We start from the raw sequence: 18,708 nt of genomic DNA, 5'->3' as shown, positions 1-18,708 counted from the left end.
AAGTGATCAACACAAAATTACGGAGTGCCCTCTGAAGTAAGTCTCATTTTATATGTTCACAAAATAAAAGAGTCTTAAAGGGAGATCCTAGCATAAAATACAGAGAAATGAGGGAGAAATAATGAGAGTAGTGGTAACAGGAGCAGCAGGTAAAATCGGTCGATGGACTGTAAGAACAATCTTAGATGCCGGTCATGAAGTTATAGCTTCAGACAGAATATTGACAGAAGAATCCGCATCTAAAAACTTTATTCAAGCTGAATTACGTGACTATGGACAGGTATGCCAGCTTTTGATGGGGAGCGATACAATAGTACATCTTGCAAATATTCCTACAGATGTGAGGAATACATCACAGGCAATATTCGAAAATAATATGATTGTTAATTTTAATATACTTGAAGCTTGTAAAGATCTTATTATTCCTAAACTTATATGGGCTTCAAGTGAAACTGTTTTAGGATATCCTTTTGTTCCAGAGCAGCTTAATTATCTTCCATTAGACGAAGAGCATCCAACTGCAGTGAAATCATCATACGCTATGGCAAAATTGTTAACTGAACATCTCTCAGGAATGTATCATAATTTCACTAATACACAAATAGTTGCACTACGTTTCGCAAATATATATGAGCCTGATGAATATGCAAAAATCCCTGTAATGCATTGGAATGAACAACAAAAAGATATTCAAAAGAAAAACGCATGGGCTTACTGCGATGTTCGTGATGCTGCAAGAGCTTGTCTTCTTGCAGTAGAGAGCAATAATTTGGGAAATCAAGTCTTTCATATAACTGCTCCAGATACAATTATGCCAGATCCTAGTCAAGATTTAGCAGATAGGTTCTTTCCAAATGTACCTTTAAAGAGACCCATACAAGGCTATGAGAGTCTAATGGCAATAGATAAGGCTCGTAATATCCTTGGTTATGAACCGCAGTATACATGGCGTAATGTACTAAATAAAGACGGCACACTGAAGGCCTTACCCCAAGACCAATTTACTTTGACAAATATATAGTAATAGGATTCTGTAGAGATAATATAAATCATACAAGGGTAAGACAAAATTTGCTTTACCCTTGATATAAAGTCCCAACTTACATCATCTTAAAAAGCAGGGGTTTGAAATATATGATACAACTAATCCCTACTATGAATTGTTGTAATTACCCTTCGATAAAGAAACATTAAAACCAAAATTTAAAGAAAATGACGAATTAATTAGAGTTGAGGAAAAAGGAATAACCTTATACTACTCAAATCAATGTCCTCATACTGAAAAATATGCACCCATAATTGCAGACATTGCAAAGAAAAGGGGTATAGAATTTATTTTAATAAAATTTCAATCCAAGGAAGAAGTACAAAAGGCACCTGCACCATTTACTACCTATAGTCTCTTCTATGAGGGAAAATTTGTTACTAATGAGATACTATCCGAGAAAAAGTTCATAGATTTTCTTAAAAAAATTTACAGTAGATGTACGTAATAAGTAAACCAGCAAGCAGGATGATGCTTGCTGGTTATAACCTACATCTCTTCGATAATATTACGGACCCATTTTTTAGAGATTACTCTTGGGATGCCAATAAGGGCCTTGACGATTTCCTCAAGGGATACTAGAGCTACCACCCAATACACTGGCAGCTTCAATACCAAAGCCCCCAAAAAGGCTAAGGGTACACCAATTAGCCACACACTTCCCATTTCTAAAAACAAAGAAAATTTTGTGTCTCCACCGCCCCTAAGAATACCAACAACTAATATAGCGTTAAAGACCTTAGCGCCCATTACTACAGAGAACACCATCAAAATTCGAATTGCACTGTGACGTACTACCTCTGAAATATTGAAGAAGGATACTACAAAGGGGGTTGACAGGAATAAAGTAATTCCGATGAATAATCCAACTAGCACCCCTAAAATAGAAAACCTTTTAGCATAGGATATGGCCTTCTCCTGATGATTAGCACCAATTTCATTTCCAATCATGACTGTACAAGCATTGGCGATACCAAAGGCAATGACCATAAAAAGATTTTGTACTGTGTTGGAAATATGGACTGCTGCAACCGCCTCAGTACTGATTCTTGCATAGGCTGCCAAATACATGGTCATCCCTAATGACCAAAAACCTTCATTTAAAATAACCGGAGATGTAGTTTTGAAAAAATTTCTAAGAAAACTCTGGGATAGATCCAGCATCTCTTTTACTTTCCCTGCCAATGGATGTTCCTTAGAGTAAATAATCCATAGAAGTAAAAGCATCTCTATAATTCTAGATAATAATGTAGCAAAGGCTGCCCCCTTTACCCCCATCGGAGGAATGAAACCCATGCCAAATATAAATAAATAGTTTAAAATAGTATTTGTAATCAAAGAAATACTACTGATAATCATGGGAAGCTTTGCTTCACCAATACTTCTAGCACCAAAAGAATAGGAGAAGCTTATGGCAGTAGCCAAATAGCTTAAGGATACTACAGATAAATAAGTGCTACCTAATGCAATTGTCTCTATGTCTCTTGTAAAAAACTTTAAAACCATTTGTGGTAGGAATAAAGCAAGACCTGCAAAAACAAGACTAATAATTCCGCCAAATACTAAAGCAATTCCCAGAACTCTTCGTATATTTGCTACATCCTTCTTACCCCAAAATTGAGAAATAAAAATAGATGAGCCACTATTGATTCCAAATAGAAGAAGAACAAATATGAAAAAAAACTGATTGGCTAGACCTACTGCCGCAATTTCTATCTCTCCTACTTTTCCGATCATTACAGTATCTACTAAGTTAAGAGAGGAAGAAATAAGGTTTTGCAGTGCGATTGGAAGAGCGATAGCCAATAAAGTTTTATAAAACTGTTTATCCTTTATATCTTTTATAACCATAAACGTACCTCTTTTCTTTTATCATTAAAAAGCCTGCTTTTCCATTGTACATAATTTCTTGGTTTTTTTCTAGAATTGTTTTTGCCCAAGGATAATTAAACTGCAAACAAATTATTCTCTTTAAAATTATTTTATTTTAAATTAGGATAGAACTTTATATTTAAGGGTTTCAATAGAGGTTAAGCATTTTGGAAAAGAATATTCTAAATAAGATTACTGGCGCTAAACTGGACAAAAATAAATAAATTCACTATTTATCAAGAAAGTTGCACATAAGAACACTGCTGTGATTCCGATTTTAAATATATATGGAATAGGTAGTAAAATGCAAAAACAATTACCAGGATTAATGGTAACATATGGATGCATCTATGTATCAGCAAATATAAAAGAGCCGGGTGTAATAAAAATGCATGGAGATATTTTTAGAATCGTTTATGGTGTTAGAAATCCAAATGAATATCGACCGATGCTGGAAGAAATAGCAAATGACTTAAAAGAGTCAGGAATAACTGGAATTATATCAGACAATATTCAAAGAGATTGCCTACAAAAATTTTCATATGTGTCCCCAATGGCAGCTTGTGGGCTATATTATGATTGTACTGCTGAAGCAATGCAAAAACAAGGAGAAATAAGAGAATGTTTTGTATCATTGATTAGAGAGATAAAATTATTGGCAAATGCAATGGGTGTCTTTTTCACAGTAGATATTATTCCAACAAATTTGGATATTCTTGATGGATTAAGCCCGACAGCTTCTATATCTATGCAGAGAGACTTTAGCATAGGGAAACAATCCGAAATTGATGGTCTTATATTTGAAGTAGTTCGCATTGGAAATAAAATTGGCGTACCTCTTTTAAATTATGAAAAAATAACAAGAAAATTTGGTTTTAAAGATATATAATTAAAAATCAGTAGGAGTTGATCCTAGTTTGTGGACTGCAGGAAAATTCTGTTGCTATAACAAAGGTTTTCATACAAGTATGAAAAAAATGGCTGGAAATACTATTAAAATATAATAGGATTAAGGTCAATTGTTTTGCTAAGAAAAGAACTTATCTTACATATATAGTGAATACAATAAAAAGCTCCAGATGGTGGGGCAGAAAATACCTGCTAGCAGTAGCTTAAGGGAGAATTCATTGAAAGTTGATTATGCAAATGCAAAATAAATTGGAAATAACAAAATATTAAGCAGTGGAATCTCAGAAGAAAATTAGTTTGATATTTATAAAGATACTGCTTATTATAGTAGCGTATTATTTCTCGGATTTTGAGGAAATGGACTGGAAAACGCTAAGGTTAGTGCCTCAGGAGTTAGAAAGAGAATGGTATTTAGTGGGTATTGTTGTGCGGTTCCTGGTGATATAAATGCCTCAAGGTTAATTTTCTTACCATCTTTTAGTTCGACGATATAATAGAACTCCCCTATAAAAACTGTTGTAAATAACTTGTCTTCAGGAGAATATTTTTTTGTATTGATGTAATAAACTAGAGAATATTCAGGTTTTCGATTGGATATATACAACTCTAGGTTTATTTTACCTGTAAGACCTATCCGCTGCCCTCAGGGTGACAATTTTCACGCAGTCTGACGGTTTTGATTGCCACACTCATATAGGTGTGATAGGATAAAAGCAGATTGTTAGAAAGGAGCATGATATGATTTATTTAGACTATAATGCAACAACGCCAATAGACAAAGAAGTGGCAGACGCTATGCTTCCCTATCTCTATGGAGGTTTTGGGAACCCTTCCAGCACTCATGAATTAGGTGTTACTGCTAAAAAAGCTGTTGAATATGCAAGGAAGCAGGTGGCAATGATATTAAATTGCTCGCCTGAAGAAATAATCTTTACAAGTGGTGGAAGTGAATCAAATAATACTGTTATTAAAGGGGTAGCCTTTACCTATAAAAATCAAGGCAATCATATTATAACTACCCAAGTGGAACATCCTGCTATTATAAACCCATGTAAGTTTTTAGAAAAACTAGGCTATGAAGTCACCTATTTGCCGGTTGATAAATATGGTATGGTAAACCCTTTGGATGTTGAAAAAGCAGTTACTGACAAAACCATATTGATTACTATAATGCATTCTAATAATGAAGTTGGTACTATTCAACCAATAGAAGAAATAGCAGAAGTTTGTAAAAAGTATAATATTCTATTCCACACAGATGCTTCACAGTCAATAGGTAAAGTACCTGTAGATGTTAAAAGCTTAGGAGTAGATTTTTTAACTGTTGCAGGACATAAGTTATATGCTCCTAAAGGCATCGGAGCATTGTATATTAGAGATGGAATAAATATTGAGCCATTGATCCATGGAGCTGGACATGAAGGTGGAAAGCGTGCTGGAACAGAAAATATTATTTTAGATGTAGCCTTAGGTAAAGCTTGTGAAATTGCTATGGAGAACTTGAAGGAATCCAGAATAAAAGAATTAACAGAGTATTTTTATAAGAAGCTTAAAGAAAATTTCGATAAAAAGATTCATTTAAACGGGCATCCTGAAAAGAGATTACCTAATACTCTAAATGTTAGCTTTATTGGATACAATGGGCATGAAGTTCTAAGGAACTTAAATGAAACAGCGGCCTCAACGGGTTCTGCTTGTCACTCGGGCTTAACTACAATTTCACCAGTATTAGAGGCAATGGGAGTTTCAGAGGAAATTGGACGGGGTGCTGTAAGATTTAGCCTCGGAAGCTATACAACAAAAGAAGAAATTGATACAGTAATCGAAAACTTATATGAAATTTTATAAATATGGCAATAGTGGAAATTAAGACAGAGATATTTCCATATCATGTTCTATTTATAGTGACTAATTTCGAAAATTCATAACAATATATAGATATACTGAAATAAAATGTTTTTAGGTAGGTTACTTTAGTAAGAATTATTAATTGAAAAATAATGTCCATAGGCTAGAGTAGATATATAGTATATGGACATTATACATTTACATATTATTTCATCTAGCCACCAATGATTAATTGACTTTCTTTATTCTTAACAAAGTTCCAAATAACATGGATATAGCAATAATCTTTTTAAGGGGCTTGTGGAAGCATGGCAATATCTCTTCTCAATTCTACATATTGTACCTTCTTAAATAAAAACATAAAAAATCATCCCTCTTTGGTCAATCTTTAATCTCTCTAAATAATTCATAAGCTTTTTTACGGGCTTCTTCTAAGACTTCATTCCCCAATGTTGTAATCCTATAGTATTTTGTAATCTTATGTATTAGGGCGTTTCAAGGATATACAAGTTTTTATAAAGTATATGACAGAAGGGAGTGAGGATAGGTGCCTAGAGTACAATCCTAAAAAGAGATATACTGATGAAGAATTAGAAAAAACAATATTTTTATTAGTAGATATATCCATACTATATATTTTAGATATAGAGGCTAGAGGTAACATGCTTAAAAGCATAAAAGAGTCAACTGGAGCAAGCAACAGACAATTATTGAGAGTGCTAAAAATAGGAAGAGATATACTAAATAAAATTAAATAATACTCGTGGCAAACAAAACGTCCCCATGGCAAACGTCCCCATGGCATTCCCCATGGCAAACGTCCCCATGGCATTCCCCATGGCATTCCCATGGCCTTATTCGTGGCCTTAATTAATAAACCTGAGAATAAAGATAACTACGGGTTAATGGCAAATGATTACTTAATCTTTTAGAAAAAAGAATTTGATGAATATGCACTTAGCCTTTTTGAGACTAGAACTTTAAGATGGAATTAAATAGCAAATATGATTTTGATGAATCAAATATATAATCCATGCAATAATAAATTTGGAGGAGTTTCAAAAGTTAAGCTGATATTTCATAAGGTTTTGGACGATAGCAATAGATTATAAAGACCTAAGTAGTTCAAAAAATCTAAAAAGATTTTAAAGCCTGATGAGAAAGTATATAAATGTCTATGTATTTCATAATGAATTTAATAACAGCATTGGAGTGAAAGAAAATGATTTATATATATAACTGTTATGCTGGAACCCATTCATCTTCTCTTGCATCTGCTATTCATCTAAATAAACTTCCTTTAAATAGAGTTCCAACGAGGGAAGAAATATTGGATACCGATTATTTTAATAGACTTAAGTTCAAGGATATGGGAAGAATCATCTTTCGGGGAATTGATGAAGAAGGGAATAAGGTATTTAGTGTAGGAAGAGGAACATCAAGAGTACTTATACCATGTCTTAAAAATTTGATAACAATTTTACATAATGAATGTGGTATGCATGAAAAGATTATATTTTCAAATATGTCTCCTACTGTTACTTTACCAATGACGATAGGAGGGTTTCTGTCTAGGGGGCTAGGAATGGATTTTGTTGGGGTTCCTCTACTAGTATTAGGAAGCCAGCAGGCGCATAAACATGTGATAGAGGTTGTTAATCACACTAAAGCTGCTGCAAAAAACTTAAATGAGAGTGTGCTTATACTTTCAAATGAAACCCTAGGAAAACATTAGAGGTAGTTATATGCATAGAAAAACAAATTTATAACCCCTTTCCCAAGCACCTTTCTATCAAAACACACGTGGAGATCTGTTCACTACTAAATTAGAAAAGAAAAATAAGGCCCTTAATTCCAATACGAGATATATCATTGCAGATGAGATGACTACGATGTTTGATGCTATTACTCAGGCAAAAATATGAAATGAACTTACACAAATATGTAGAGAAAGATCTTTAGGTTTGGTAGTTGTTAATCACGAGAAAAGTTTATTAAACAGACTGTGTGACAGAATTTATGATGTTAAAAAAATTCTTATGCAAGAGCAGTATAGATAATAATAAGCAAAAATAGAGAACAGCTGTAATTTTAAAAATCAAATTTACAGCTGTTTTTTTATAATAGCCTTTATCAGAATTAGAGTGGAGGATAGGACAACCTAAAAAGGCTTCCTTTTTCCACATATAAACCTTCTGATTCACGGCATCACCTCCAATTTATTCAATATATTTTTATATTAGTGAAATATATTATTTCACCTCTGCTTTCATGCTTTATATTATATTTTTAAATAGTTAATCAGCTTTCTATTGAATAATAAAATGATATTCATCTATTTTTATTGATATAATCGTATAAGCAATTAAAAGAAGATACTGACTATATAAGAAGTACTAAAAAGCGGGGGGATGAAATATAATGAATAATTTGCCTAAAATGTTTGAAGCATTTGATGATGCAAGGCGGAAAGGTTTTGTAGAAGTAAAGAAGCTAAAGGAAGATGGAAAAAAAGTAGTAGGAATCTATTGCGCTTATTCGCCAAGTGAACTTATTATGGCAGCAGGGGCTGTGCCTATTGGACTATGCGGCACCAGCGAAGAATCTATACCTGCAGCCGAAAAACATCTTCCAAGAAATCTTTGTCCTTTAATTAAGTCCAGCTACGGGTTTGCTATAACTGATACATGTCCTTATTTTTATTTTTCTGATCTGCTTGTAGGAGAAACTACTTGTGATGGTAAGAAAAAGATGTATGAATACTTAGGAGAAATTAAGCCTATGCATGTAATGCAATTACCTCAAACCAATAAAGGAGAGCATTCCTTCAACCTATGGAAAGAGGAAATCCGAGTATTAAAAGATCGTTTGGAAAAAGAGTTTGATGTAGAAATAACAGAAGAAAAACTAAAGGAAGCAATCAAAAGCAAAAATGAAGAAAGACAAATACTAAAGGAATTTTATGAGTTAGGAAAATTATGTCCTCCACCTATTACTGGGACAGAAATGTTTCAAGTATTGTATGGAAGTGGATTTAAATTAGATAAAGAGGCGCAGAAACAATATATAAGAGATATTATTGAGGAAGTGAAGAAAAACATCGAAAGCAATCAGCAGAAAGTTTCAAAGGACACTCCTAGAATACTAATAACAGGATGTCCTATTGGGGGTGCATCCGAAAAAGTCATTAAGCTGATTGAAGAAAATGGTGGTGTAGTGGTTTGCTACGAAAATTGCAGCGGAGCAAAACCTAATGATCGATTAGTAGATGAAACCATTGACCCTATTGATGCTTTAACAGATAAATATTTAAATATTCCTTGTTCAGTTATGTCACCAAATGATGAACGAATTGACTTGTTATCTCGATTAATTGATGAGTATAAAATAGATGGGGTAGTGGAGGTAATTCTACAAGCTTGTCATACTTATAGCGTAGAGAGCTATAGAATAAAAAAATTTACGAATCAAGAAAAGAACATTCCCTACTTAAATATAGAAACTGACTACTCCCAATCAGACATTGGTCAACTGAAGACGCGGATAGCTGCTTTTATAGAAATGCTTTAAAATAAAAAATAAGGCCTATCCTATGGAATAGAAAAACTGAGATTGATGAATAGAAATTTTAAATAATACACAATTACCCTATCACAATTATCAATTATACTTCTATAGAAAGCCATGTTAATATATTAACGGTGGAAAATATAGGATTTATTCTCTATCAATAGCTTATAATTAGGCTTCTCAATTAAAACGGAAAAATAATATAATCTCAGTAGAAATTACAGTAATAAAATTTGAAAGATGATATGGGGGAGATTTTAAATGTTTAGGAAAACTATGGCATTCATGATAGTAATAATGATGATTTTTTCATTGGCAGCCTGTCAAAGCAGCACAACAACAAATGAAGGAGGAGAAGCTGCAGATGTAGCAGTATCTGCAGGCTATAAGATTGGTATTGTTACTCCAACCTTATCAACGAGTGAAGATGAGTTTAGAGCAGCTGCTATTATGGCAGATAAATATCCTGATATTGTTAGACACATAACACTGCCAGAAAACTTTAATATTGAATTAGAAACTGGAATAAGTCAAATATTGAGTTTGGCAGATGGCCCAGAAATGAAGGCTATTATAGTGAATTCAGGGCAAGCAGGACTGTTGCCAGCTTTTCAAACCATCAGAGAGAGAAGACCTGATATCCTAACCATAGCTACCATGATGGATGAACCAGATTTAATGTCTAACTACATAGATATGAACTTTTCTACAGACTGGCTGAGAAGAGGGGTTACCATTCCTACAAAAGCCAAAGAAATGGGTGCAAAAACCTTTATTCATTACTCCTTCCCAACCCATTTAGCAAGGGATCTAGTAGCCAATAGAAAAGATGCAATGAAAAGAACTGCTGAAGAATTAGGTATGGAATTCGTTGAAATTATAACACCAGACCCACAAACAGGAGACGGTACAGCACCCATGCTTCAATTTTTAAGAGAAGATATACCAAGGCAGATAACAAAATATGGACCAGATATAAATATATTTGGATCTAACTGTCCTATGTACGATGTTATATTAGATGAAGCCTTAAAATCAAAATTCATTGTAGCGGAGCAATGTTGTCCTACTCCAACACAAGCTTATCCTACGGTAATGGGATTAGAAATAGCTCCTGAGGATATAGGAAACTTTGATTTAATTAATGCAATGATCACTGAAAAGGTAAAAGAAGCTGAAATGACAGGAAGACTTTCAGGATGGGCTATGCCATCAAGTGTATATATTCCACAGTTCGAAATAGAGCTTGCTAAGTATATTATAGAGAAGGAAATAGATCATAAGGACGTATTAAACAAAGCGTTTTTAGATGATTTTTCTAAAGAAGTAATGGGAGTTCGTGGTGATTTTGAGCCTATGGGAGAGTATGATAACTACTTTATGTTGGTTTTAGATTCAATATATTATTAAAGTTTCTTTATATGCAGGGCAGTTACTAGGTCCTGCATATGGTATGTTTTTGGCAAAGGGAGGATAGATGTTTTGGAATATATGCTGAAGGTAGAAAATCTGACGAAAAAATTTGAAGAAAGCTATGCACTAAAGGATGTTAACTTTTCGTTAAAAAAGGGAGAGATTCATGGACTTGTAGGAGCAAATGGGTCTGGAAAAAGTACATTGATGAACATTTTATTTGGAAGCGGTCATATAAAAGATACTGGGGGATATTCAGGTAGAATATTTATAGAAGAAGAAAACATCACTATAAGCAGTACACTAGACGCATTAAGGCATGGTATTGGTCTAGTGCATCAAGAGTTTGCATTACTAGGGAGCCTCGATATTAGTAGTAATATTAAAATCAATAGGGAAAATATTTATCCTTTGGCGGGAAAAATTTTAGGAAGAGAATTTGGAATAGTAGATACAAAAAAAAATAAAGAAGACGCTAAAAATGCTTTATCTAAAATAGGAGTAAATATTGATCCTAGTATAAAGGTGAGCAACGTCTCCATTAATATGAAGCAGTTTATTGAAATTGCAAGGGAAATAGATAATACCAACTTGAAAATATTAATGTTGGATGAGCCAACAGCTTCTCTGAATCAGGAGGATACAAGGATACTATTAAAAAGCTTAAGAGCCATTGCAGACACAGGTATATCTATTATCTTTGTTTCCCATAGACTGGAGGAAGTAACGCAGATATGTGATAGAGTAACGGTATTAAGGGATGGGGAAGTTATTTCTCATTATAGTAAAGAAGAGTTTGAAATCAATAAAATAGCTTTAGATATGATAGGTATACAGGTAGTACAAACCAAAAGAAAAAGAACAGTTGGAAATAGAGACAAGATCATCTCCTTTCAAAATGTACAAGTAACCCAGGGGGACAAATTATATAAGGAAATTTCTCTTGATATAAAAAAGGGAGAGGTTCTTGGCATCACGGGTTTAGCGGGATATGGTCAAGAGATATTTGGATACGGATTAATGGGATTGTATGATATGAAGGGAAATGTGTTTATCAATGGGGAAAAGGTTATACCTGGGGATGTAGGCTTAATTTCTAAAAAAGGTATATATATGCTTCCAGATGAAAGAAAAGAGATGGGGCTATTACTTGGAAGTTCAATATGGGAGAATGTTGTTTTTGGTTCTTATGAACAACACAAGGAATTTCTAAAATATCCTAAGATGAAGGGATTATCTTTTTTAAACCATGGCGTGATTGATAACTATAGCAGTAAATTAGTTGAAGATTTAAATATTAAGGTTAGAGATATCTATCAACCTATCAAGGAGCTAAGTGGCGGTAATCAACAAAAAGTCTGTATTGCCAGAGCCTTAACCATAAATCCGGAGATTCTATTTGTAGGGGAACCTACTAGAGGCATAGATATTTATTCAAAAGAAATTGTGCTGGAAATGTTGTTAAAAATGAATGAAGAAAAGGGTATGACGATTGTCATTTCGTCTGGAGAGATTGGAGAGTTAAAAAGAATATGTGATCGTATTGTCATTATGTATGGAGGAGAGGTTTTTGACATTCTTGAACCGGATGTAGATGATGAAGTATTTAGCTTAGCCATATCGGGAAGAAGGGTGGAAAGCTATGAAAAAAATTAATATAGGCGTCCCTCAAATCATTATTATTGTGTACTTATTCATTTTAACAATATCCTTAAGTTTTATAGATATTCCAATGATAGAAATGATTAATACTTCCCTAATAAAGTGGGCTATGAATGGGGTTCTTGTTTTATCTTTAGTACCCATGATTAATATTGGGGTAGGAAGAAATTTTGGGCTGCCTATAGGAATCTGTGCAGGATTGATAGGAATGTGTATAGCTGTTGAATTAAGACTTGAAGGTTGGTCTGGTTTTCTAGTGGCTATATTTATGGGAACAGTGGTGGCTTTGATATTCGGTGGGATTTATTCCATCATTTTAAATAAACTCAAAGGAAATGAAGAAATTGTAGGAACTTTCGCAGGTTTCTCCTTTATACCCATTATGAATACCTTTTGGACACTGGCCCCCTTTAAAAATAGACAAATGCTTTATCCTGTAGGTGGGCAAGGTCTAAGACCTAAGATTAGCTTAAATCAGTATTTTGGAGGGGTTTTAGACAATGCACTAAAGATAAATATAGGAAAGTTAGTGATTCCTGTAGGATTATTATTATTTTTCGCTATACTTTGTTTAATTGTACATCTATTTTTCAAGACAAAAATAGGCACAGTGATGTCAGCTATAGCTGAAAATGAGGCTTTTGTAAAGCTATCTGGTGTAAATATCAATAGGTATAGGACTTATGCTATTATTTTTTCTACGATTTTAGCTGCCATAGGTATATGTGTGTATGCCCAAAGCTATGGCTTTGTAGAATTATATAATGGGCCATTTATGATGGCTTTTCCTGCTGTATCGGCAATCTTGATTGGGGGGGCCACTAGAAAAAAGGCAACGATATTTCATGCCTTAGTAGGTGCATATCTTTACCAAACAACCTTTTTACTATCAGTGCCTGTTGCAAATGCTTTGCTTATCCCTGAAATGTCAGAGGTGATCAGGATGATTGTAACCAACAGCATTATACTTTATGCATTTTTATATGAGGGGGTGCTAAAGAAAAGTGAGCAAGTATAGACCCTATTACGTACCTTTTTTCTTTTTAATCCTTTCTATATTTGGTATTATAACAGCAAATGTAAGCACAGGTTTTGTGTTAGGACAGCTTTATTCTAGATTTCTTCGAAATGCAATATTTCTGCTGGCTTTAATTATTCCTATTATTTCAGGCATGGGGATTAACTTTGCTATTACGATTGGCGCTATAGCAGCGCAGATGGCTATGGTGATTGTCATTGATATGGGATTGCCAGGAGGAAGAGCCCTCTTGTTGGCTGCAGTTATGAGTATTGGATTGGCAGTTGCACTCGGCAATATTGTTGGGTTTTTGTTAAATAAAGCAAAGGGTAAAGAGATGATTGCCAGCATCGTTATTGGTTTTTTAGGCACCAATGTATATCAGCTTATATTTATGGTGGGTTATGGCACTGTCATTACTCCTTTTAATGAAGAGATCCTACTTACAAGGGGAATAGGGGTAAAGAGTATGCTGGATTGCATGGACTTTAAAACACTTTTTGCAGGAATCATGCCTATTACCATAGGAGACACCACAGGCTCCCTTTTACCTATCATCATCGTATTCATACTTGCCCTTATCGTGCATTTGATATCTGTTTCCAAAATAGGCTATCATATGAGGGCAGTGGGAGAGAATTTATCGATATCAGAAAAATTAGGTATAGATGTTGATAAAACTAGAAGAATTTCAATTGTAATTTCTACTGTTTTAGCCGCTTTAGCTCATCTCATGTTTGTTCAAGATTTGGGAGTTATTAATGTTTATTCAGGACATTTGAACCTAGATATTTTTTCAGCAGCAGCACTCTTGGCTGGTGGGGCCACATTTAAAAAAGCAACAATTAAAAATGCTTTTATTGGAGTCATCCTTTTTCATACTCTATTTATAATTTCTCCTCTTGCAGGACAGAACTTATTTAAAAACCCTGCTTTAGGTGAATATTTCAGAAGTTTTATAGCCTATGGAACGATTATCTTTGCTTTAATGTTGAACTTGAAACATGAAAAGGCAAATACAGCAATAATTAAGGTTGATGCCAAGGTATAGTAATCTTTGAAACAGAGGATTGATTTTTTTTATTGTGAGTAGTAAATCTATAGGAAACTCCAATTGGTAAATTACAAAACCCTGTGCTACACTCGAAGGTGAATGGGTATTAGTAGAGAATTGTACATAATAAAATTTATAGATATGAGGAGGAATTTATTGTGAGGCCAGTACTTATGGAAAAGGTAGAAGAACTTAGAGGAATCAATGCTGTAAAAATTAAAGAAGCCAGTGAAGCTGGACGCAAAGTAGTAGGAATGTATTGTGTTTTTTCGCCACAGGAAATTGTACTAGCAGCTGGAGCTATTCCTGTAACCCTATGTGGCACCAAGCAAGAGCCAATAGAAGATGCAGAAAAGGAATTGCCGAGAAATCTATGTCCACTGATTAAGTCTAGCTATGGTTTTGCTATTACTGACAAATGTCCCTACTTCTATTTTTCGGATGTGTTATTAGCGGAGACAACCTGTGACGGGAAGAAAAAAATGTATGAACTAATGGGTAAAATTAAACCTATGCATGTAATGAACCTTCCTCAAACAGCTGATGGAGCAGAGGCTTTATCCTACTGGAAACAAGAAGTAGTACACTTTAAAAACTTTCTTGAAGAAAAGTTTGGAGTAGAGATTACTGAAGAAAAACTAAGAGCTGCCGTTAAGCTTGCTAATCGAGAAAGAATAGCATTAAAGAAATTACATCAATTAAGTGCTCATAAACCAGCACCTCTTACTGGGATGGATATGATGCTGGCTCAATGGTTAAAAGGCTTTAATGTAGATAAAGAAGCTGGTATTCAGTTGATTGAGGATTTAATTGTTGAAATAGAAGAAAGAATGGCAGAAGGAAAATTTGCTTTTGATGAAAATACTCCTAGAATATTACTAACTGGGGTACCTATTGGAAGTGGGTCTGAGAAAGTATTGAAGATATTAGAAGAGGCGGGAGCTAGTGTGGTAGCTTTAGAAAATTGTACTGGATATAAAGGATTAGACATAATGGTGGATGAAGAAAAAGAGCCAATTCTAGCTATAGCAGAAAAATATCTATCAACGCCATGTTCCTGTATGAGTAATAACACCAGGAGGCTAGATTTAATTAAAAGGCTAGCCAAGGAATATCAGGTGGATGCAGTAGTGGATTTAACATGGCAGGCCTGTCATACCTACAATATCGAATCATTTACCGTAAAGAACTTTGTGAAAGAAGAATTGAATCTACCCTTTTTACAAATAGAAACCGATTACTCTAATTCGGATGTAGGACAAATAAAGGTGAGAGTAGAGGCTTTCTTAGAATCTTTTCTTGAAACAGTAAAGTAATATAGTTTTATCTTGAAAGAGTTTCTTCACAGAAGCTCTTTTTTGTAGTAGAGTTTTAGTGTAAGGATGTAAATAAGAGAAAATTCATTATGTCTAAAAGACAGCTAAAGTATTTATTTATCATATTAATAAGGAAGTGAGAAAATGTATAGCATAGGGATTGATATTGGTTCGGTAGCTAGTAAGGCAGTAGTGTTTGATGGGGAGAAGGTGATTGCTAAAGTCATACTACCTACTGGGTGGAGTCCTAGGGAAACCGGCGAGAAAATATTAGAATGCCTGCTGGCGGAAGCGAAGATTGAAAGAGATCAGATAAAAACCATCACAGGAACAGGATATGGTCGTGTAGCCTTATCTTTTATAGACAAAAAAGTTACGGAAATCACTTGCCATGGCGTAGGGGCACATTTTTTAGATCCTGAAGTAAGAACAGTTATTGACATAGGTGGACAGGATAGTAAAGTAATTAAACTGGAGGAAAAAGGGAACGTTATTGATTTCCTAATGAATGATAAATGTGCTGCTGGAACGGGACGGTTTTTGCAGGTAATGGCCCATGCTTTGGAGATCGATATCAGTGAGCTGTCAGAGGTGGCAGAAGGTGCCACGCCTAAAAATATAAATAGTATGTGTACAGTTTTTGCTGAATCAGAGGTAGTAAGCTTGATGGCAGAGGGAGCCTCCAAGGAAAGTATAGCGGCTGGGTTGTTGCAATCGGTAGCCAACAAAACCTATTCACTAGCCAGCAAAGTAGGCGTGGAAAATAAGGTTTTCTTTTCTGGAGGTGTTTCAAAAAACCCTTTATTAAAAGAATATCTAGGAGAAAAGTTAGGGATAGAAATCTATACTTCTAGTATGGCACAGTTTATGGGGGCGATAGGAGCCGCAGTGATTGGATATAAGTAAAAATGTGATCATGATTAGCATTTCTAAGATTTACTATAGGAAGATAAAGAAACAGAATTACAAAATCCCAGATCAGCAAGGGAAGTGATTTTCTTCTCTTGTTTTTCCTATATTGAAAAAAGTTGAGAAACACAAAAAACACAAAGATCAACGGGAATTGGTTCTGGGAAATAAGAGAAATGCAGAACAGGAAAGAACTGTCCCCCTAGATCCTATTAAGAAAAAGTGTTAAACTTTATATTGAACATGATACCAGGCCAAGAAATTCCACTCCACCATCATGAGAATAGTGATTTCATCCTCCATGTAATTGCAGGAGGAGAAAAATTACTATTCTCATGATGATGAGTGAAACATCCCTTTGTTTTAAAATCTCCTCTCTAGATTATCATTTTAATTTTTATCAAAAAAGAGTTGATTTTTCCCTATACAAACTATTTTATAGACCCTTTTTAAGCACCTCTTCTTCATGAAACTGCTCTTTTTTATTGTTAAAAAGGGTTTTATATGTCTGATCTAATGTTTCGTGTTTAATTTCTGTTGCATCAAACTTAAGCAACTTAAAGGTTGTCTGAACACAAAATCCTATTACAAACGCAGATATAATTGTTCCGATACCAATCATACCCCCGAGCCTCCATCCGACAAACACTGCTAAAAGCTCAATTGTTCCACGGCAGACACCTACGGGTAATCCCGTTTTTCGAGTAAGTGCAAACATCAAACTGTCCCTTGGACCTGCTCCAAACGCTGATTCAATGTAAAAGTATGAAGCTAAAGCAATTATAAACAACCCTACAATAAGCATGATGATTCCAAACATGAAGTTGCTTGCCACAGGGATTATATGAAATCCAAGAAGCATATCTATAAACACTCCAATAAGCACCATATTTAAAATGGTACCAAGTCCAAGCTTTTCACCAAGCAATACTGTTATTATTCCAATAATTACTCCAGTTATAATCGAAACGGTTCCGATACTTATTCCTATTGTTTTTGCAAATCCAACATGGAAAACATCCCATGGAGCATATCCCATATGGGCATTCATTGTAACAACAATTCCAAGTGCATATAGGAAAAGTCCGCATATTAAGCGCAGCAGACGGGCATAAAATTGTTTCATAATAAAATCTCCTTTCTAAATTGTATGACATTCATTTAGCAAACAAATATCAGAGGCAAGATAAATAGAACACAGGCTTTATCTTTATTATAGATGTATTAACAGCGAAGTCAATAGGTTGTTGTTTGTCATGCAATTTGTATTGAAGGAGTAATCAATGTGGAATGCCAAAATTATTGATACAGATAAAGTCCTTTGTTACAGCTGTTTATACAGAAGCGCAGAATTATTAATTTCTTTGCACAACAAAATAATTGCTGTAAAACAGGATAAATGGCTCGGTGATAGAGCAAAAGAAAAACTTATATTAAGAGGTAAAGGTGTTGGATGAGATGAACTCTGAATTCTATAGAAGTTATTCTGAAACTTTTTGCATTATACTTATTATTTGTAATATTTCCGCCATAGTATGGATAGGAGCTCCTTCTTTCTCATCAAACTTCATATATAGAAGAAACAAAAAAACATAAAACCTGTAACTATATCAGTATGTGCAGAATATTATATAGCGAGCCTGGAACAATTCTATTAAAGAGTATGTAGATAAATTCAATGGTTCGACTTTATCAAGTACTGAAAAAAATATAGAGAGAGGTGGAAAAATGGATCAATATAGTATGTACGATTATAGTTATAGTTACAATCCGATCTATGCTCAACAGTTTGGAGATTTTGGGGGAAGTCCTGATTGGGGAAGCCCTGATTGGGGAATGTATGATTGGGGAAATCCTCATGGGGGAATGTATGATTGGGGAAATCCTCATGGGGGAATGCATGATTGGGGAATGTATGATTGGGGAAATCCTCATGGGGGATTTCCAGGTTTTAGATTCAGGAGATTTCCTTTTATTCCATTCCCATTTTTTAGATCTCCTTTTTTCTTCTTTCCTTTTTTTAGATTTAGGAGACCTCATTTCTTCTAGGCTAAGGATTGAGTATATAAAATAGCCACATATTGATTTAATC

At 34.3% G+C, this 18,708-nt stretch carries 17 protein-coding genes; 15 read left to right on the top strand and 2 right to left on the bottom strand.

The features are described from left to right. The first annotated feature begins 121 nt into the window (after positions 1 to 121). Both BJL90_RS20765 and BJL90_RS23220 read left to right on the top strand, forming a co-directional pair. A complete protein-coding gene (locus tag BJL90_RS20765) occupies positions 122 to 1,021 on the top strand; it encodes an NAD-dependent epimerase/dehydratase family protein (RefSeq protein WP_070972679.1) in 900 nt (299 codons plus the stop codon). Between the two features lie 202 nt (positions 1,022 to 1,223). Beyond that, positions 1,224 to 1,493: a YoaP domain-containing protein gene (locus tag BJL90_RS23220; RefSeq protein ID WP_335617862.1), complete on the top strand. Its 270-nt coding sequence runs from the start codon at positions 1,224 to 1,226 to the stop codon at positions 1,491 to 1,493. 41 nt (positions 1,494 to 1,534) lie between these two features. On the opposite strand, the gene BJL90_RS20760 is transcribed toward BJL90_RS23220, so the two are convergent. Further along, entirely contained in the window at positions 1,535 to 2,896 is a 1,362-nt protein-coding gene (locus BJL90_RS20760; RefSeq protein ID WP_070972677.1) for an MATE family efflux transporter, read from the bottom strand. Between the two features lie 241 nt (positions 2,897 to 3,137). Between BJL90_RS20760 and BJL90_RS20755 the strand changes: the two genes are divergently transcribed. The 11 genes from BJL90_RS20755 to BJL90_RS20700 all read left to right on the top strand — a co-directional run bounded on the left by BJL90_RS20755 (position 3,138) and on the right by BJL90_RS20700 (position 16,613). Next, the gene (locus BJL90_RS20755; protein ID WP_335617861.1) at positions 3,138 to 3,806 is read left to right on the top strand and encodes a ketopantoate reductase family protein; all 669 of its coding nucleotides are present in this window, start codon (positions 3,138 to 3,140) and stop codon (positions 3,804 to 3,806) included. Between the two features lie 758 nt (positions 3,807 to 4,564). Next, complete coding sequence (locus BJL90_RS20750; protein WP_070972673.1) at positions 4,565 to 5,674, top strand: cysteine desulfurase family protein; 1,110 nt, start codon at positions 4,565 to 4,567, stop codon at positions 5,672 to 5,674. A 524-nt stretch (positions 5,675 to 6,198) separates the two neighbouring features. Beyond that, complete coding sequence (locus BJL90_RS20745) at positions 6,199 to 6,432, top strand: hypothetical protein (protein ID WP_070972671.1); 234 nt, start codon at positions 6,199 to 6,201, stop codon at positions 6,430 to 6,432. 464 nt (positions 6,433 to 6,896) lie between these two features. Beyond that, positions 6,897 to 7,409, top strand: a complete 513-nt coding sequence (locus BJL90_RS20740) for a DUF3189 family protein (protein WP_070972669.1) — start codon at positions 6,897 to 6,899, stop codon at positions 7,407 to 7,409. 686 nt (positions 7,410 to 8,095) lie between these two features. Next, positions 8,096 to 9,244, top strand: a complete 1,149-nt coding sequence (locus BJL90_RS20730) for a double-cubane-cluster-containing anaerobic reductase (RefSeq protein WP_070972665.1) — start codon at positions 8,096 to 8,098, stop codon at positions 9,242 to 9,244. 261 nt (positions 9,245 to 9,505) lie between these two features. Further along, entirely contained in the window at positions 9,506 to 10,654 is a 1,149-nt protein-coding gene (locus BJL90_RS20725; RefSeq protein ID WP_070972663.1) for a DUF3798 domain-containing protein, read from the top strand. 81 nt (positions 10,655 to 10,735) lie between these two features. Further along, entirely contained in the window at positions 10,736 to 12,313 is a 1,578-nt protein-coding gene (locus BJL90_RS20720) for a sugar ABC transporter ATP-binding protein (RefSeq protein WP_070973471.1), read from the top strand. Continuing rightward, entirely contained in the window at positions 12,300 to 13,337 is a 1,038-nt protein-coding gene (locus BJL90_RS20715; protein ID WP_070972661.1) for an ABC transporter permease subunit, read from the top strand. Before BJL90_RS20720 ends, BJL90_RS20715 begins: the two co-directional genes overlap by 14 nt. Then, complete coding sequence (locus BJL90_RS20710) at positions 13,324 to 14,388, top strand: ABC transporter permease subunit (RefSeq protein WP_070972659.1); 1,065 nt, start codon at positions 13,324 to 13,326, stop codon at positions 14,386 to 14,388. Before BJL90_RS20715 ends, BJL90_RS20710 begins: the two co-directional genes overlap by 14 nt. A gap of 161 nt (positions 14,389 to 14,549) precedes the next feature. Next, on the top strand, positions 14,550 to 15,707 hold the full coding sequence (locus tag BJL90_RS20705; protein ID WP_070972657.1) for a double-cubane-cluster-containing anaerobic reductase: 1,158 nt from the start codon (positions 14,550 to 14,552) through the stop codon (positions 15,705 to 15,707). Between the two features lie 144 nt (positions 15,708 to 15,851). Continuing rightward, positions 15,852 to 16,613 (top strand): acyl-CoA dehydratase activase, encoded by a 762-nt coding sequence (locus tag BJL90_RS20700; protein ID WP_070972655.1) that lies wholly within the window; start codon positions 15,852 to 15,854, stop codon positions 16,611 to 16,613. A gap of 439 nt (positions 16,614 to 17,052) precedes the next feature. Here the strand turns inward: BJL90_RS20700 and BJL90_RS20695 are convergent, their stop codons facing one another. After that, complete coding sequence (locus BJL90_RS20695) at positions 17,053 to 17,742, bottom strand: YczE/YyaS/YitT family protein (RefSeq protein WP_070972653.1); 690 nt, start codon at positions 17,740 to 17,742, stop codon at positions 17,053 to 17,055. 157 nt (positions 17,743 to 17,899) lie between these two features. On the opposite strand from BJL90_RS20695, the gene BJL90_RS22240 reads away from it, so the two are divergent. Together BJL90_RS22240 and BJL90_RS20690 are read left to right on the top strand one after the other, a co-directional pair. Then, positions 17,900 to 18,073, top strand: coding sequence for a hypothetical protein (locus BJL90_RS22240; protein ID WP_156778869.1), 174 nt, complete (start codon positions 17,900 to 17,902; stop codon positions 18,071 to 18,073). A gap of 271 nt (positions 18,074 to 18,344) precedes the next feature. Then, a complete protein-coding gene (locus tag BJL90_RS20690; protein ID WP_070972651.1) occupies positions 18,345 to 18,665 on the top strand; it encodes a hypothetical protein in 321 nt (106 codons plus the stop codon). Positions 18,666 to 18,708: the final 43 nt, after the last annotated feature.

Origin of the sequence: Clostridium formicaceticum (assembly GCF_001854185.1) — a bacterium.
Taxonomy (GTDB): domain Bacteria; phylum Bacillota; class Clostridia; order Peptostreptococcales; family Natronincolaceae; genus Andreesenella; species Andreesenella formicacetica.
This window is presented reverse-complemented; position numbering and strand designations above follow the sequence as displayed.

Excerpts from the sequence above, each read along its gene's own strand:
- BJL90_RS20765 (WP_070972679.1), top strand. The coding sequence starts at position 122 with ATGAGAGTAGTGGTAACAGGAGCAGCAGGTAAAATCGGTCGATGGACT.
- BJL90_RS20760 (WP_070972677.1), bottom strand. The coding sequence starts at position 2,896 with ATGGTTATAAAAGATATAAAGGATAAACAGTTTTATAAAACTTTATTG.
- BJL90_RS20750 (WP_070972673.1), top strand. The coding sequence starts at position 4,565 with ATGATTTATTTAGACTATAATGCAACAACGCCAATAGACAAAGAAGTG.
- BJL90_RS20745 (WP_070972671.1), top strand. The coding sequence starts at position 6,199 with ATGACAGAAGGGAGTGAGGATAGGTGCCTAGAGTACAATCCTAAAAAG.
- BJL90_RS20740 (WP_070972669.1), top strand. The coding sequence starts at position 6,897 with ATGATTTATATATATAACTGTTATGCTGGAACCCATTCATCTTCTCTT.
- BJL90_RS20730 (WP_070972665.1), top strand. The coding sequence starts at position 8,096 with ATGAATAATTTGCCTAAAATGTTTGAAGCATTTGATGATGCAAGGCGG.
- BJL90_RS20725 (WP_070972663.1), top strand. The coding sequence starts at position 9,506 with ATGTTTAGGAAAACTATGGCATTCATGATAGTAATAATGATGATTTTT.
- BJL90_RS20720 (WP_070973471.1), top strand. The coding sequence starts at position 10,736 with ATGCTGAAGGTAGAAAATCTGACGAAAAAATTTGAAGAAAGCTATGCA.
- BJL90_RS20715 (WP_070972661.1), top strand. The coding sequence starts at position 12,300 with ATGAAAAAAATTAATATAGGCGTCCCTCAAATCATTATTATTGTGTAC.
- BJL90_RS20700 (WP_070972655.1), top strand. The coding sequence starts at position 15,852 with ATGTATAGCATAGGGATTGATATTGGTTCGGTAGCTAGTAAGGCAGTA.
- BJL90_RS20695 (WP_070972653.1), bottom strand. The coding sequence starts at position 17,742 with ATGAAACAATTTTATGCCCGTCTGCTGCGCTTAATATGCGGACTTTTC.
- BJL90_RS22240 (WP_156778869.1), top strand. The coding sequence starts at position 17,900 with ATGTGGAATGCCAAAATTATTGATACAGATAAAGTCCTTTGTTACAGC.
- BJL90_RS20690 (WP_070972651.1), top strand. The coding sequence starts at position 18,345 with ATGGATCAATATAGTATGTACGATTATAGTTATAGTTACAATCCGATC.